We start from the raw sequence: 13,872 nt of genomic DNA on the forward strand, positions 1-13,872 counted from the left end.
GTTTTTTTTGTTTTTTCTATTCATGTCTTTTTTAATAATGGAGATTCTATTTTTAAGGAGTGATAACATGCTGAGATTGATTATACTATTCGTTTTTATTTTTACTATGCACCAGCCTCACTTAGCTGAATCAGAAACAAAAAAGAAGGAACTGGCAATTGTTATAGATGATCTTGGCAATAATATGAAAGGCACGGAAGAAATATTAAAACTACCAATTACGTTAACAGCAGCTATTATGCCTTTTATGCCAACATCTAAACAGGATGCAGAATTAGCAAAAAAATATGGTCATGAAGTAATCGTCCATATGCCAATGGAACCGAAGAAGGGAAAGAAGAGCTGGCTAGGGCCAGGTGCAATTACAACGGACTTAAGTGATGATGAAATTCGGAAGAGAGTGGTGGCAGCCATTAAGGATATTCCCCATGCAGTTGGCATGAATCACCATATGGGTTCAAAAGCGACAGAAGATGAACGTGTAATGAGAATTGTTCTGGGTGTATGTAAAGAATATGGCTTATTCTATCTTGATAGCAAAACAACAGGAAAGAGTGTTGTTGGAAAATTAGCAGAAGAGATGAATGTTCCATATCTTGAAAACAACTTCTTCTTCGATGATATTTATACGAAGCAGCATATTACAAAGCAAGCCAAATTACTTGCCGGGGAACTATCAGAAAAAGATCGTTTGATCGCCATTGGCCATGTTGGTGTTTCTGGACCTATGATGGTAGATGTTTTGCAGGAATATATTCCTGTATATAAAAACCAAGCAAAAATTGTCCCCTTATCAGTACTTATTCCAGAACTGAAATTCATTGATAAAAGATTTTAATGGTTAAAGCCGCCAATTTGTGCGGCTTTTCTTAGTTTTATTTAACAAATTAACCTATAGCCAAAAGAGTGTTTCCTAAAAAATCGATTTACAAACGTAACAATGTTATGTTACATTGAATAAAAGAAAGGAGAAATCCATGAATACAGACTTAATTTCCAAAAAAGATTTATTAGATTTAACCGATATTTCTTACGGACAGCTATACAGGTGGAAACGGAAAAGGTTAATTCCAGATGAGTGGTTTATAAGAAAATCCACATTTACTGGGCAAGAAACGTTCTTTCCGAAGGAAAAAATCCTAGATAGGATTGAAAAAATTAAGGCGATGAAAGACAATATATCATTAGATGAATTAGCTGATCTTTTATCTCCTACATTAGGGAATGTACAACTATCTCAGGAAGAATTATCTATCCGTAACATTGTTGCACCGAATATTTTGGATTTTTATTTACAGCAAAAAGGAATCATCAAATTTTTTACTTTTGAAAATTTATTACAGGTGTATATACTTGAAAAGCTTCTTCAAGCTGGAGAAATCAATCTTGACGAAGGAAAAATGATTATTCAAGTGCTAACAGATTTTAGCGACAAAATGAATCAAAAAACGTGCAAATTATTTTTTATCCGAAAACTAGGTGTATCTTCTTGTTTTGTAGTATGCAATCCTGAAGGCGTTTTTTTCGAAAAGGGAACGAAGATAATTTTTCAATTATCACTACAGACCTGTATAGAGGAATTAAAAGAAAAGCTGAATAGTTGAGAGGGGAAAGACTCCATGGAATTTGAAAAGCTAGGGGATTTAACAATTAATGGTTTTGGCAGTTCGAATGGCGGCATATTTTCAAATGTTTATATTAATGGCAAGGGAACATTGAATGGTGATATTCAGTGTCAATACTTTGAATGTAACGGAGCAGGGACTGTAAACGGAAATATTATGAGCCGTTCACTAGAGATTAAAGGTACTGGAAAAGTAATGGGGGATGTTGAATCCAGCAATTTAAAGATTGAAGGGAATGGTTCCATAAGCGGGAATGCCTTATCAGAAAATATGGTAGTATCGGGACTACTCTCAGTTGGTGGTAATGTAAAAGGAGATGAAATCAAACTCCAAGGTAAACTAAGTGTTGGGGGAGATTGTGAATGTGAAAGCTTTCATGCAGATGGGAAGTTTTCAATTGACGGTTTATTAAGTGCAGAACATATTAATATCTACACATTTGGAGATTGTAAGGTGAAAGAAATGGGAGGACAAGAAATCATCGTTAAGCAGCAAAAAAGTATGGTCATGTCCTTATTAAAGAAAGTGAAGTCCTTTAAATTTGAAGCAGAAGTCATCGAAGGAGATGAAATAAGGCTTGAAAATACAAAGGCTCATATTGTCCGTGGAAATAATGTTACTATCGGAGAAAATTGCGAAATTGATTTAGTAGAATATAAGGGAAATTTCGAAATTGAGAAAAATGGCTATGTTGCAAAGTATATGCAAATTTAAATTAAATGAGGTGATTTTATGGGAGATAGACATAATCTTACGATCAATGGTTCAGGAAGCTATGGAGGTGGTGGTTATGAGAAAATTAATATTCGAGGAGAGGGAACAATTACATCAGATTTCGACTGTTCAATTTTTAAAACATTCGGCTCAAGCACCGCTTTAAAAAGTGGAAAAGCTGACAAATTTATTATTTTTGGGGAATCTGATATTCATGGAAATTTGGAATGTACTGAAATGAAGATACTGGGTACTTCTAATATTAGGGGTTCAGCTAATATTCAAAACGCTCGGATATTTGGAACACTCTCTGTTGGGGAAAACATTCATGGAGAAGAAATAATATTAAAGGGAAGTCTCTCTGTTAAAAAAGATGCAGAGTTTGAGAAATTTTGTTCAACTGGAGCGTTTAATATTAATGGATTATTAAATGCAGATATTGTGGATATTAGCCTTCGATATGATATTAGCAAAACAGATGAAATAGGTGGAAATAAAATTACGGTGAAGAAGAAAAGCTCCATTTTTCCTTTTAGAGGAGACGGAAAACTTGAGACTCGTGTCATTGAAGGGGATGAAATTTTTCTCGAAAATACTATGGCAGAGATCGTAAGAGGGAAATCGGTTCATATTGGAACTGGCTGTGTCATTAAATTAGTCGAATATGAAAGTGACTTACTAGTCGATTCAACTTCAAAAGTATTAGAGTACCGCAAAAGTAAATGAAGGAAATATTTCCAATAGAAAGACCGCCCACATTCCGATCTGGTTAGTCCCGCAACGAAGCGAAATGAGAAGAGGTGGACGGCCTTGAAAATAGTATATGTTTTATTTTTAAATTAATGCAAAACAAGCCCGAATTGTTTTACGAACAGGCTTGTTTTTTATTTTGCTAAATGAATGATTAATAAATTGAATTATGATTCCATGTCAGCTAAATAGAAATATTCAATAAATATTTCTTGGGAAAGCGCAATTTCAGACATTTCCTGATTTCCGCCGTCAAAAAATATCGCAATTTGCTAAATTTGAGGAAGACTGTCTAATTTTAGATTTAAATATTTTTATTCAAAAAAAAATCTATCTGTTACTTACTGTCATTTTCATATATGAAAAAACCAGCTCAAATGATGAACTGGTTAGTATATATTAACAATTTGCTGCAATAGGCAGCACGATATCCTGAACCTCAGTACCCTCCAATGTCTCTTTTTTCATAAGGGATTGCACTAAAATTTCAAATTGCGAACGGTTATTTTTTATTAGTTCTTCAGACTTTTCCAATGCCTTATGGAATAGTTCCTGCATTTTCAATTCTTTTTCAACTTTATTAAAGGTGAGGGTGAAACCATCTTCCAGCAGTCCAGTATCAACCATTTGCTCGATGACCTGCTTAGCTTGATGAACATCTCCACTTACCCCAATGCTATGTTCACCAAGAAAAATGCGCTCAGCGACTCCGCCTGCGAGGATCATTGCAACTTGGTCAAGCATGTCGCTTGTTGTCGATAAATGCATCTCTTTCGGAATCGGAGCCACATATCCAAGTGCCTGACCGCGGGGAATAATCGTCGCTTTCCGTACTGAGCCAGGTTTAGTAATGGCTGCCACAAGTGCATGTCCAGCCTCATGAATAGCCACCCGTCTTTTTGTATCCTGATCCTGCAGAGCTCGAGTGGAACTTCCTAAGATCGTTCGGTCTAAGGCAAAATCCAGATCTTCTTTAGAAATGATATCTTTCCCATGACGAACAGCTTTCCGGCTTGCAGTTTCAAAGAGAGAATGAAGATCGGCACCGGAAAAACCGGATGTGCTTTCGGCAAGCTCATCAAGTGAGTTCAAAATATCTGCTGCAAGTACTCTATTTTTCGTATGAATCTCAATAATTTCTCTTCTTCCTTTTGTGTCTGGGAGTGGTACATGGAAAGAGAAATCAATTCTTCCAGGACGAAGAAAGGCATCATCGAGCATATCTTTTCGGTTTGTAGCGGCAATAAATAGAATGCCATCATTTGAGTGACCGCCATCAAGTTGAACGAGAAGCTCGGTTAGAGTTTTTTCACTTTCTTCACCGCCATGCTGCTTTCTTTTTCCGGCTAAAGCATCTACCTCATCAATGAATATGACAGCAGGTTTTTGCTTTCTGGCATTTTGAAACAAAGTCCGTACACGAGAAGCACCAACACCAACAAACATTTCGTTAAATGATGATCCGCTTGTTGAGAAGAAGGTAGCCCCAAGCTCCTTTGCAATAGCTTGAGCAAGCAAAGTTTTGCCTGTACCCGGAGGACCGTATAATAAAATTCCTTTTGGCGGTTTAACGCCCATCTTAAGTGAACGTTCCGGCTCTTTTAAAGTTGAAAGAGTTTGAATGATTTCTTCTTTCATTTCGCCTTGAATACCGCCGACGTCTGCTAATGAAATCGTTGGAAGCGGCCTTGCTTTTGATACACTTTCCTTCATTGTGTTCGCCGCACCCAGTCCACCTTTGCCTGATTTAAATATATATATGCCAATCCCTGCTAGTAACACAACTAATCCACCAACTATCCATAATGCGAATGGACTTGTAGATGAGAATGTATATTGAACATGATAATTTTCTATTAATCTATCAAGTATCTGACTATTTGGTGGAACTTGAGAATTATATTCACCATCTTTTGTCACAATAGTCAACTTTCCATTTTTATTTTCATTAATCGTAACTAATTCACCATTTTGAGAGGCGACAAGCTTTTCAACAGAAGAAAAGGGTATGGATGTAGCTTTATTTCCAAGTTGAACAGTCAAAATGAAAGCTGCTGTGACGAATAAAATACATGCAACAATTGTTATGATCGTTGAAGATTTCTTGAATTTATTTTTCAACCTTATCCCTCCTTACTGTTTCCTGTACTTATCCATTATAAGTAAGTTTTAAGGTCGGGAATAGGTCAATTTTCATGTAAAATGATGAAAAAAATGGGATTTAATTAACAAGGAAATCATTGGATTGAAATAAGTTTTATTAACTTTCCGGCTCATCATCAGGCATGAAAAAAATGAAGATAAGGGAGGATTATTAACGACTATTAAATAATTCTCCTTCACAAATGTTGGAAACTGTTATATACTGATTTTGGAATAATTGCATAAATCGTAACCACAAGGGGAGCTGATCGCTGAGAGTGAACAGATTACTGTTCTGACCCTTTGAACCTGTTAGATAATTCTAGCGCAGGAATGTGGCATGAATAGATGGGCTTTTTTCTGTCGTTTTCTATTCTCCCCTTGAGGTAACGAATCTACGAAAAGGGGAGTTTTTTTATGAAAAAATTAGGTTTGCTCGCATTAATCGAAGCGTCATTTTTTGCAGCATTTGCCATCGTCTTAGATTTATTGCCTTCGATTAAACCAATGCCGTCCGTTTCAATTTCGATAGCAATGGTGCCAATTTTTATTCTTGCATTTCGTTGGGGGTTTAAAGTAAGCTTGCTTTCAGGTTTGCTCTGGGGAGTCCTCCAGATAGCGATGGGGGATGCATGGATAGCTACGCCAGTACAAGCATTTATTGAATATTTTATAGCATTTGCCTGCATCGGGTTTGCTGGCTTATTCTATAATTACATTCAAAAGGAATTAAGATATGGATCAAAGAAAAAAGCGATTGGCTGGATCATTGCCGGTGTTTTCACTGGTAGCATCGCAAGATATTTCTGGCACTTCATTGCAGGAGTTATTTTCTTCGGGGAATACGCGCCGGAAGGGATGTCACCGCTGCTGTTTTCATTCGCAGCAAATGGAGCTACAATGCTTGGCGCTGGGATTCTCTGCTCAATTGTAGTTGTACTTTTAATTAATACTGCGCCTCGGATAATTATTAGAAAAGATGATACTCTGTTAATTACACATAATAAGGCATCATAATTTTTACAATTTCGTATTACGCTTCTTGTTACCTAAGAAGCGTATTTTTTACATAAAAACACTAGGTATAACTCATTATAAAATCCATTATAATAAATACAATTTGTAAAAAAGTGTAACTTTTTTACTTTAAAACTTTATCATAATGTCTTATGATAATTAGTAATTATAAAACCATAATTGGATTTTAAATACTTTTAGAAGGAATGAAACCATATGGAATTAGATCCTAAAAGTCCAATACCCCTCCATATTCAATTAAAAGACGGGATTCAAACATTAATCAACGAAGGCTATTATAAAGAAAAAATTCCGAGCGAAAGAGAGTTAATGGACCGATATAAAGTGAGCAGGAGTACTGTAAGGGAAGCTGTATCTCATTTAGTTCGGGAAGGGGTATTAGAGAAGGTTCATGGTAAGGGAACTTTTATATCAACAAAACCAATTGAAGAATGGCTTGGAAACTTAACGAGTACAACGGACACAATCCGCAAAATGGGCATGAAGCCCGATGCTAAATTAATTGAGCATGGCAGGGTCATTCCAACTCAGGATATTATTGATACAACAGGTTTTAAAGAAGCCTATTATATTAAAAGAATTCGGTATGCAGATGATCAGCCGCTTGCAATAGAAATTCAATATTACCCGGTAGGAATAGGAGAAGAGCTCTCCAAATATGATATTGATAAAGGAACACTTTTTGATATTTTAGAACATAATTTAAACATAAAGCTGTCAGAAGCAAAACAAATTATTACGAGCAGTTTCTTATCAAAAGAGGATGCAGCATTACTTGGAGTACCTGAAAAATATAATGTATTAAATACTGAAAGACTATTAATGGATGTGGAAGATAATTTAATTGAATATTATATTGCGTCTTTTCGAGCAGATTTGTATTCTTTCCGCATAAATTTATCGAAAAAGTTTACCTAGGGAAGTTAGTAAAAATCCCTTTATTTTAAGCACAGTTAGTCTACATCCGAAAGTAGATTAACTTTTTTTGCAAAAAATATTATTTTTTTATTTAGAATATATTGAAAATTAGAAACATCTATGTTTTAATAAATTTAAAGATCATCATAGCTCAACTGGTACGGACGACATGATGTCATGATGATAATAATTTAAAAGGAAAAAAATTAATTCCTAGAAAGGACGGGTAATCATGATAATTGGCGTACCAAAGGAAATAAAAAACAATGAAAACCGTGTCTCGATGACCCCTGCCAGTGTTACCCAATTCGTAAAATCTGGACATAAGATTATCATTGAGAAAGGAGCTGGCCTAGGAAGTGGAATAACAGATGAACAGTATGAAAAAGCCGGTGCCCAAATCGTTCCAAGTGCAAAGGATGCATGGGGAGCAGATATGGTAATGAAGGTTAAGGAGCCGCAGCCGGTAGAGTATACATTTTTTCGCGAAGATTTAATCCTGTTCACGTATCTCCATCTAGCAGCTGAGCCAGACCTAACAAAGGCATTAATTGAAAGCAAAGTAACAGCGATCGCATATGAGACGATCCAGCTTGAAAACAGATCACTTCCGTTATTAACACCAATGAGCGAAATTGCTGGACGGATGTCTGTTCAAATTGGTGCCCAATTTCTAGAAAAGATTTACGGTGGAAAAGGGGTCCTTCTTGGAGGCGTGCCAGGTGTGAAGCCAGGCAAGGTTGTTATTATTGGCGGTGGAGTTGTTGGAACTAATGCAGCGAAAATGGCCATCGGACTCGGTGCAGATGTTTCCATTATTGACATTAGTACAGAACGTCTTCGTCAGCTGGATGATCAATTTGGCGGAAGGCTGAAGACAATCATGTCAAACCCATTCAATATTGCACAGGAAGTGAAGGAAGCAGATCTTGTTATAGGGGCCGTGCTAATTCCTGGTGCAAAAGCGCCACAGCTCGTAACTGAAGAAATGGTTAAGGAAATGGAAGAAGGCTCAGTCGTTATTGATGTAGCCATCGATCAAGGAGGGTCTATCGCTACATGTAATAGGATATCATCACATGACTCTCCAACTTATATAAAACACGGGGTTTTACACTATGCTGTTCCAAATATTCCAGGAGCCGTTTCGAAAACTGCAACTTTTGCACTTTCAAATACGACAGCACCTTATGGATTAATCTTGGCGAATAAAGGAGTTTATCAATCGATTGAACAGCATCCGGCAATTGCTAAAGGAGTCAATACGATGAATGGAAAAGTAACATATAAAGCCGTTTCTGAAGCACAGAATTATCCATTTACATCTGTTTATGATTTGACAAAAGCAGCGACCACTTTATAAAGGAGGCATGGAAAAAATGGCAAAAGTTCAAATGATAGAAAACGATCAATTAGTGAAACAAGATCATGATCATTTATGGCATGCAATGAGCAGATATGTAAAAGGCGGCAAACCAATGGTTGCAGAGTCCGGGGAAGGTGCCTGGTTTACTGATATTGAAGGAAACCGCTATTTAGATGGGGTATCCGGATTATGGTGCTTAAACCTAGGTCACGGCCGAAAAGAAATTGTTGACGCTGCAGCAGAACAAATGATGAAACTTTCTTATTTTCCTCTTACGTTAAGTCACATTCCAGCCATCCAGTTATCCGCAAAAATCAGTGATCTTCTTGGTGATTCATACACAACTTTTTTCTCGAATAGCGGATCAGAAGCAAATGAAACCGCTTTTAAAATTGCACGACAATACCATTATCAAAATGGTAATCCAGAAAAGCATAAAATTATTTCCCGTTACCGTGCCTATCATGGGACAACATTGGGTGCACTAAGTGCAACAGCACAAGCAAATAGAAGATATAAGTATGGACCTAGTATGCCAGGTTTCTTGCATGTTCCACCTCCATACAGCTATCGCTGCCCGTTTGGTGAAGAAGTAACCGACTGTGATAAACAAGCAGCTGATTTCATCGACCAAATCATTGCCTGGGAGGGATCAGAAACAGTTGCTGCCGTTATCATGGAGCCTTTCATTTCAGGAGGAGGCGTCATTGTTCCGTCACCTGCTTACCTGCAGAGGGTTGCTGAGATCTGTAAAAAGCATGATGTCCTTCTTATTATGGATGAAGTTGTTTCAGGATTCGGAAGAACTGGAAAAATGTTTGGGTTCATGCATTCTGAAGGTGTTCAGCCTGATATCATCACTATGGCTAAAGGATTAACGAGCGGTTATTTACCATTAGGAGCAACGGCCGTTCACTCAAGAATTTATGAAATGTTTAAGGAAGAAGGAGCTTCTAATCACTTAAGACATGTTTCCACTTATGGCGGCCATCCTGCGAGCTGTGCAGTAGCACTAAAAAACATTGAAATTATTGAAAATGAGAATATTGTCGGTAGGGTAGCAGAACTTGGGGAACGTATATTAGGTAGATTAAGAGATTTAATTTCCCATAAAAATGTTGGAGAGGTCCGTCATACTGGTTTCCTTTATGGAATTGAAATGGTAGAGGATAAAGAATCAAAAACACCTGTATCAGATCAATTTATGGCTAATATTATTGCACGCTGTAAGGAAAAAGGGCTAATAATCGGCAGAAATGGTGATACAGTTCCTGGTTTTAATAACGTCCTTATTATTGCACCGCCGCTTATTTCAACTGAGGATGATTTAAATTTTGTAGTTGAGACAGTAACAGACGTACTTCAAAATATCTAATTAAAATATAAAACTTTGAAAAGGAAGTGCTGATAATGGCAAAAGTAGAAAAAGAATTAGAAGCAATTAAAACAAAAAAATTAAAAATGACACCAAGTGAAGCAATTGTAGAAACATTAGTAGCTGAGGGCGTTACTCATATTTCAGGAATTCTTGGATCTGCCTTTATGGATCTGCTAGATTTACTGCCTACAGCAGGAATTCGTTTCATTGGTGTTCGCCATGAACAAAGTGCAGCACATATGGAAGATGCCTATACGAGAGTGAGTGGAGTGGCAGGAGTCGTCATTGGGCAAAATGGACCAGGTATAACAAATATGGTGACATCAGTTGCTGCGGCCAATCAGGCTCATACTCCAATGGTTGTTATTTCACCATCTGCTGGAACTCCAACAGTTGGTTGGGATGGCTTCCAGGAATGTGATCAAGTTTCTATATTTAAAGCGATTACGAAGGAGACAGTTCGTGTAACCCACCCGAAACGTGTTGCTGATTGTCTAAGAACAGCATTTAGAATAGCTTATGCAGAGCGTGGACCTGTACTATTTGATATTCCGAGAGATTATTTCTATGGAGAGGTTGAGGATTATATTCTTGAGCCTCATCAATATCGTGTAGATAATAGAGGCTGCGGCTCATTAGAATCCATTGATCGTGCCGTTGAATTACTGGCGACAGCAAAAAATCCAGTCATTATTTCGGGTAGGGGAGTAGTGGATTCAGATGGTATTGAAGCAGTAAAGGAAATTGCTGAATACTTGACAATTCCAACTGCCGTTTCTTATATGCATAATGATGCATTCCCAGCCAATCACCCATTAGCAGTTGGTCCCATTGGCTATATGGGATCAAAAGCGGCTATGAATACGCTAAAGGAGGCAGATGTTTTATTAGCAATTGGTACTAGACTTTCTGTCTTTGGTACTCTTCCTTGCTATGATATCGATTACTTCCCGAAAAATGCGAAGATTATTCAAATTGATATTAATCCACGAAACATTGCCCGTACTCATCCTGTAGAAGTAGGCATTATCGGGGATGCAAATGAAGCAGCTCAAGAAATTGCCAAGAGATTAAAAGAAAAGCTGCCTAATCAGGAACCAAATCAAGAAAGACTGCTGAAAGCAGCAAAGGAAAAGGAAAAGTGGGAGAAGGAGCTTGTTGAACTTGCTATGGTTGAAGGCAATCCTATTAATCCGCGCCGCGCACTTTTAGAGCTGACTAAGGTTTTACCTGAAAATGCAATTGTCACAACGGATATAGGAAATGTATCTTCAACAGCTAATGCTTATTTGAAATTCAACAATCCACGTCAGCACATTGCTGCCTTGACATTTGGAAATACAGGCTTTGCTTATCCATCAGCATTAGGTGCTAAGCTTGCTAACCCGAACAGTCCGGTAATTGCTATTGTAGGGGATGGAGCATGGGGCATGAGTCTTCATGAAGTAAGTACAGCTGTGGAAGAAAACATTCCAGTTGTTGCTTGTGTATTTAATAATAATGCATGGTGTGCTGAGAAGAAGAACCAAGTCGATTTCTATAATAACCGATTTGTTGGTGCTGATATTCAAAACCCTGATTTCGCTGAAGTTGCCCGTTCAATGGGTGCAGTTGGAATGAGTGTGAATAAACCAGAGGAAGTCGGACCAGCAATCCAAAAAGCCATTGAACTGAACAAACCTGTAGTTATTGATATTCAAGTAGATGGAACACAGCTTGCTCCGCCATTCCGAAAGGATGCGCTGCAAATGCCAACGAGATTTTTGCCAAAATATGCTCATTTAGATCATAAGAACTGGCAATAACCTTTCGAGGAGCTTAAAACATACATATTTTTAAGCTCCTTTTTTAATGAAACAAGCTATAACAAGTTATATACTCTTTAATTTAACTGAGACTAGGACAACACTCATAATGTTTTTCCAAATTTTCATTATACTTTTGCTGTATTGTAATGCTAATTAATTAGTGGAGGATGAATTAATGGATAATAGGGTGCAATTAGAGAAAACCTTTAAACCGCAATGGATTTGGGCTATTGCCCTAGGATCAGCAATCGGATGGGGATGCTTCATTCTGCCAACGGAATGGATGGGGATGGCGGGACCATTGGGTGCCATTATCGGATTAGGCATCGGTGCAATCCTCATGATGATTATTGCCATTAGCTACGGAGTGTTAATCGAAAAGTATCCTGTTTCTGGTGGAGAATTTGCTTATGCATATTTAGGCTTTGGTCGCGATCATGCCTTTGTATGTGGATGGTTTTTAACACTTGGTTATATTTGTATCGTTGCTCTAAATGCCTCTGCTTTGGCCCTTGCAGGGAAGTTTTTGCTTCCTTCGATTACAAACTTTGTATTTCTATATGAAATTAATGGCTGGCAAGTTTATCTTGGTGAAATCATCATTGCAACTGTTGCCCTGATTGTCTTTGCCTATCTTAATATGAAGGGTGCTTCTCTGTCAGGGAATCTTCAATATATTTTCTGTATTATCCTCGTGGCAGGTGTTAGTCTGCTAACAATAAGTATGATCTTAAGTCCAACGAGTGATTTGAGTAATCTTAAGCCACTTTTTAATCCCAGTGTCCCAACTTTATCAGGGATTATTGCGATAATTGCCATTGCTCCATGGGCATTTGTAGGATTTGATAATATTCCCCAGGCAGCAGAAGAATTTAATTTCCCTCCTAAGAAAGCTTTTAATCTAATTATTTATTCATTAATTGTCGCTGCAGGTTTATATTCATTTATGATTATCGCCACAGCAGTAGCGGTGCCATGGCAGCAGCTCGTTGAAGGCAAACCGATATGGGGGACTGGTGATGTAGTTTCAAGTACTCTTGGCATTATTGGAATATTATTGCTTGCTATATCCCTTTGCATGGGTATTTTTACAGGTTTAAATGGATTCTATGTGTCAACTAGCAGGCTCATGTTTGCAATGGGACGAGCAAAGGTCATCCCAGCCGTATTTTCTAAGCTTCACCCTAAATATGGAACACCATATGTTGGAATTATCTTTACTTGTGCAGTCTGTTTAATTGCTCCTTGGTTTGGCCGCCCAGTCCTTCTTTGGATTGTTGATATGTCTGCAACTGGAGTTACAATAGCCTATTTCTATACATGCATTACTGCATATAAACTATTTAAATGGAATGAAAGCGGACCATCAGAACGTGAAGTGGCTCCAGTAAAGAAATTTTTTGCTTTAATCGGCGCCATTAGTGGTTTAGCGTTCCTCGGTTTATTACTGATCCCTGGATCATCTTCAGCTTTAGGAACTCCATCATTAATTGCTCTTGCAATTTGGACGGTCCTAGGAATTGTGTTTTATTTATTTAAGAGAAAAGAGTATCACCAAATCTCAAAAAGTAAATTGGATTATTACATTTTAGGAAAAACACAGCCGAATAATGATAGTAATGAAAGTGAAACCCCTCCAGTGCATTTGGATGCATAATATTCAACTAATAATTCTCCCCTAAAGGATAGTGGGGAGTTTCTTTTTGATCATTTTCCTCTTTTTTCAAAAAATAATTGACAATTTTGTGAACAAAGTTAGAATATTTAATAAAAGGGGATGAAATTATATGACGAAAAAACTTGACAATGTCCTTGTTACTTTTAAGAGAATCACTGCTGCGGGATTATTAATTGGCTTTATTTTATTTTTATCTAGCTTTTTTGTAAGCGGTAACATATCACCATATGTACTATCAATTGGACTTAGTATAATGGTTTCTTCAATGTTAATATTTGGATTTAGCTTATTCATTCATCTAATGGAAGAAATGACAGATGGAAGCAGGGGAGTGAGATAGTATTCAGCTTCTTTACGGGACTAAAGATAAATAAAAAACCGGCTTCCATTCAGAAACCGGTTTTTCAACGATTTTATTTATCCATATCCATATCCATATCCATATGATCCATATC

12 protein-coding genes and 1 riboswitch are annotated in these 13,872 nt (G+C 37.3%); of the genes, 11 read left to right on the forward strand and 1 reads right to left on the reverse strand.

The genetic code is table 11. The features are described from left to right. Window positions 1-67: 67 nt before the first annotated feature. The 4 genes from H0173_RS00120 to H0173_RS00135 all read left to right on the forward strand — a co-directional run bounded on the left by H0173_RS00120 (window position 68) and on the right by H0173_RS00135 (window position 3,065). Complete coding sequence (locus H0173_RS00120; RefSeq protein ID WP_221843895.1) at window positions 68-838, forward strand: divergent polysaccharide deacetylase family protein; 771 nt, start codon at window positions 68-70, stop codon at window positions 836-838. 139 nt (window positions 839-977) lie between these two features. Next, complete coding sequence (locus H0173_RS00125; RefSeq protein ID WP_221843896.1) at window positions 978-1,604, forward strand: YhbD family protein; 627 nt, start codon at window positions 978-980, stop codon at window positions 1,602-1,604. 15 nt (window positions 1,605-1,619) lie between these two features. After that, window positions 1,620-2,339 (forward strand): polymer-forming cytoskeletal protein, encoded by a 720-nt coding sequence (locus H0173_RS00130; RefSeq protein ID WP_221843897.1) that lies wholly within the window; start codon window positions 1,620-1,622, stop codon window positions 2,337-2,339. 18 nt (window positions 2,340-2,357) lie between these two features. Continuing rightward, entirely contained in the window at window positions 2,358-3,065 is a 708-nt protein-coding gene (locus tag H0173_RS00135) for a cytoplasmic protein (protein ID WP_221843898.1), read from the forward strand. A gap of 423 nt (window positions 3,066-3,488) precedes the next feature. On the opposite strand, the gene H0173_RS00140 is transcribed toward H0173_RS00135, so the two are convergent. Then, complete coding sequence (locus H0173_RS00140; protein WP_221843899.1) at window positions 3,489-5,210, reverse strand: AAA family ATPase; 1,722 nt, start codon at window positions 5,208-5,210, stop codon at window positions 3,489-3,491. Between the two features lie 269 nt (window positions 5,211-5,479). Further along, window positions 5,480-5,582, forward strand: a riboswitch (TPP riboswitch). Between the two features lie 66 nt (window positions 5,583-5,648). Between H0173_RS00140 and thiT the strand changes: the two genes are divergently transcribed. From thiT to H0173_RS00175, 7 genes are all read left to right on the forward strand, one after another. Beyond that, the gene (thiT, locus tag H0173_RS00145; RefSeq protein WP_221843900.1) at window positions 5,649-6,248 is read left to right on the forward strand and encodes an energy-coupled thiamine transporter ThiT; all 600 of its coding nucleotides are present in this window, start codon (window positions 5,649-5,651) and stop codon (window positions 6,246-6,248) included. A 216-nt stretch (window positions 6,249-6,464) separates the two neighbouring features. Beyond that, complete coding sequence (locus tag H0173_RS00150; protein ID WP_221843901.1) at window positions 6,465-7,187, forward strand: GntR family transcriptional regulator; 723 nt, start codon at window positions 6,465-6,467, stop codon at window positions 7,185-7,187. Window positions 7,188-7,419: 232 nt separating this feature from the next. Beyond that, a complete protein-coding gene (ald, locus tag H0173_RS00155) occupies window positions 7,420-8,550 on the forward strand; it encodes an alanine dehydrogenase (RefSeq protein WP_221843902.1) in 1,131 nt (376 codons plus the stop codon). Between the two features lie 7 nt (window positions 8,551-8,557). After that, window positions 8,558-9,928 carry an aminotransferase gene (locus H0173_RS00160; RefSeq protein ID WP_396021172.1) on the forward strand — a complete coding sequence of 457 codons (1,371 nt, stop codon included), beginning with the start codon at window positions 8,558-8,560 and terminating at the stop codon, window positions 9,926-9,928. Between the two features lie 35 nt (window positions 9,929-9,963). Further along, entirely contained in the window at window positions 9,964-11,736 is a 1,773-nt protein-coding gene (gene xsc, locus H0173_RS00165) for a sulfoacetaldehyde acetyltransferase (protein WP_221843904.1), read from the forward strand. Window positions 11,737-11,914: 178 nt separating this feature from the next. Then, window positions 11,915-13,396 carry an APC family permease gene (locus H0173_RS00170; RefSeq protein WP_221843905.1) on the forward strand — a complete coding sequence of 494 codons (1,482 nt, stop codon included), beginning with the start codon at window positions 11,915-11,917 and terminating at the stop codon, window positions 13,394-13,396. Between the two features lie 130 nt (window positions 13,397-13,526). After that, the gene (locus H0173_RS00175) at window positions 13,527-13,757 is read left to right on the forward strand and encodes a hypothetical protein (RefSeq protein WP_221843906.1); all 231 of its coding nucleotides are present in this window, start codon (window positions 13,527-13,529) and stop codon (window positions 13,755-13,757) included. Window positions 13,758-13,872: the final 115 nt, after the last annotated feature.

Source organism: Bacillus sp. S/N-304-OC-R1 (assembly GCF_019749375.1).
GTDB lineage: Bacteria > Bacillota > Bacilli > Bacillales > Cytobacillaceae > Cytobacillus.

What these genes read in the sequence shown, in the direction of transcription:
- H0173_RS00120 (WP_221843895.1), top strand. Translation starts at nt 68, where the DNA reads ATGCTGAGATTGATTATACTATTCGTTTTTATTTTTACTATGCACCAG.
- H0173_RS00125 (WP_221843896.1), top strand. Translation starts at nt 978, where the DNA reads ATGAATACAGACTTAATTTCCAAAAAAGATTTATTAGATTTAACCGAT.
- H0173_RS00130 (WP_221843897.1), top strand. Translation starts at nt 1,620, where the DNA reads ATGGAATTTGAAAAGCTAGGGGATTTAACAATTAATGGTTTTGGCAGT.
- H0173_RS00135 (WP_221843898.1), top strand. Translation starts at nt 2,358, where the DNA reads ATGGGAGATAGACATAATCTTACGATCAATGGTTCAGGAAGCTATGGA.
- thiT (WP_221843900.1), top strand. Translation starts at nt 5,649, where the DNA reads ATGAAAAAATTAGGTTTGCTCGCATTAATCGAAGCGTCATTTTTTGCA.
- H0173_RS00150 (WP_221843901.1), top strand. Translation starts at nt 6,465, where the DNA reads ATGGAATTAGATCCTAAAAGTCCAATACCCCTCCATATTCAATTAAAA.
- ald (WP_221843902.1), top strand. Translation starts at nt 7,420, where the DNA reads ATGATAATTGGCGTACCAAAGGAAATAAAAAACAATGAAAACCGTGTC.
- H0173_RS00160 (WP_396021172.1), top strand. Translation starts at nt 8,558, where the DNA reads ATGGAAAAAATGGCAAAAGTTCAAATGATAGAAAACGATCAATTAGTG.
- xsc (WP_221843904.1), top strand. Translation starts at nt 9,964, where the DNA reads ATGGCAAAAGTAGAAAAAGAATTAGAAGCAATTAAAACAAAAAAATTA.
- H0173_RS00170 (WP_221843905.1), top strand. Translation starts at nt 11,915, where the DNA reads ATGGATAATAGGGTGCAATTAGAGAAAACCTTTAAACCGCAATGGATT.
- H0173_RS00175 (WP_221843906.1), top strand. Translation starts at nt 13,527, where the DNA reads ATGACGAAAAAACTTGACAATGTCCTTGTTACTTTTAAGAGAATCACT.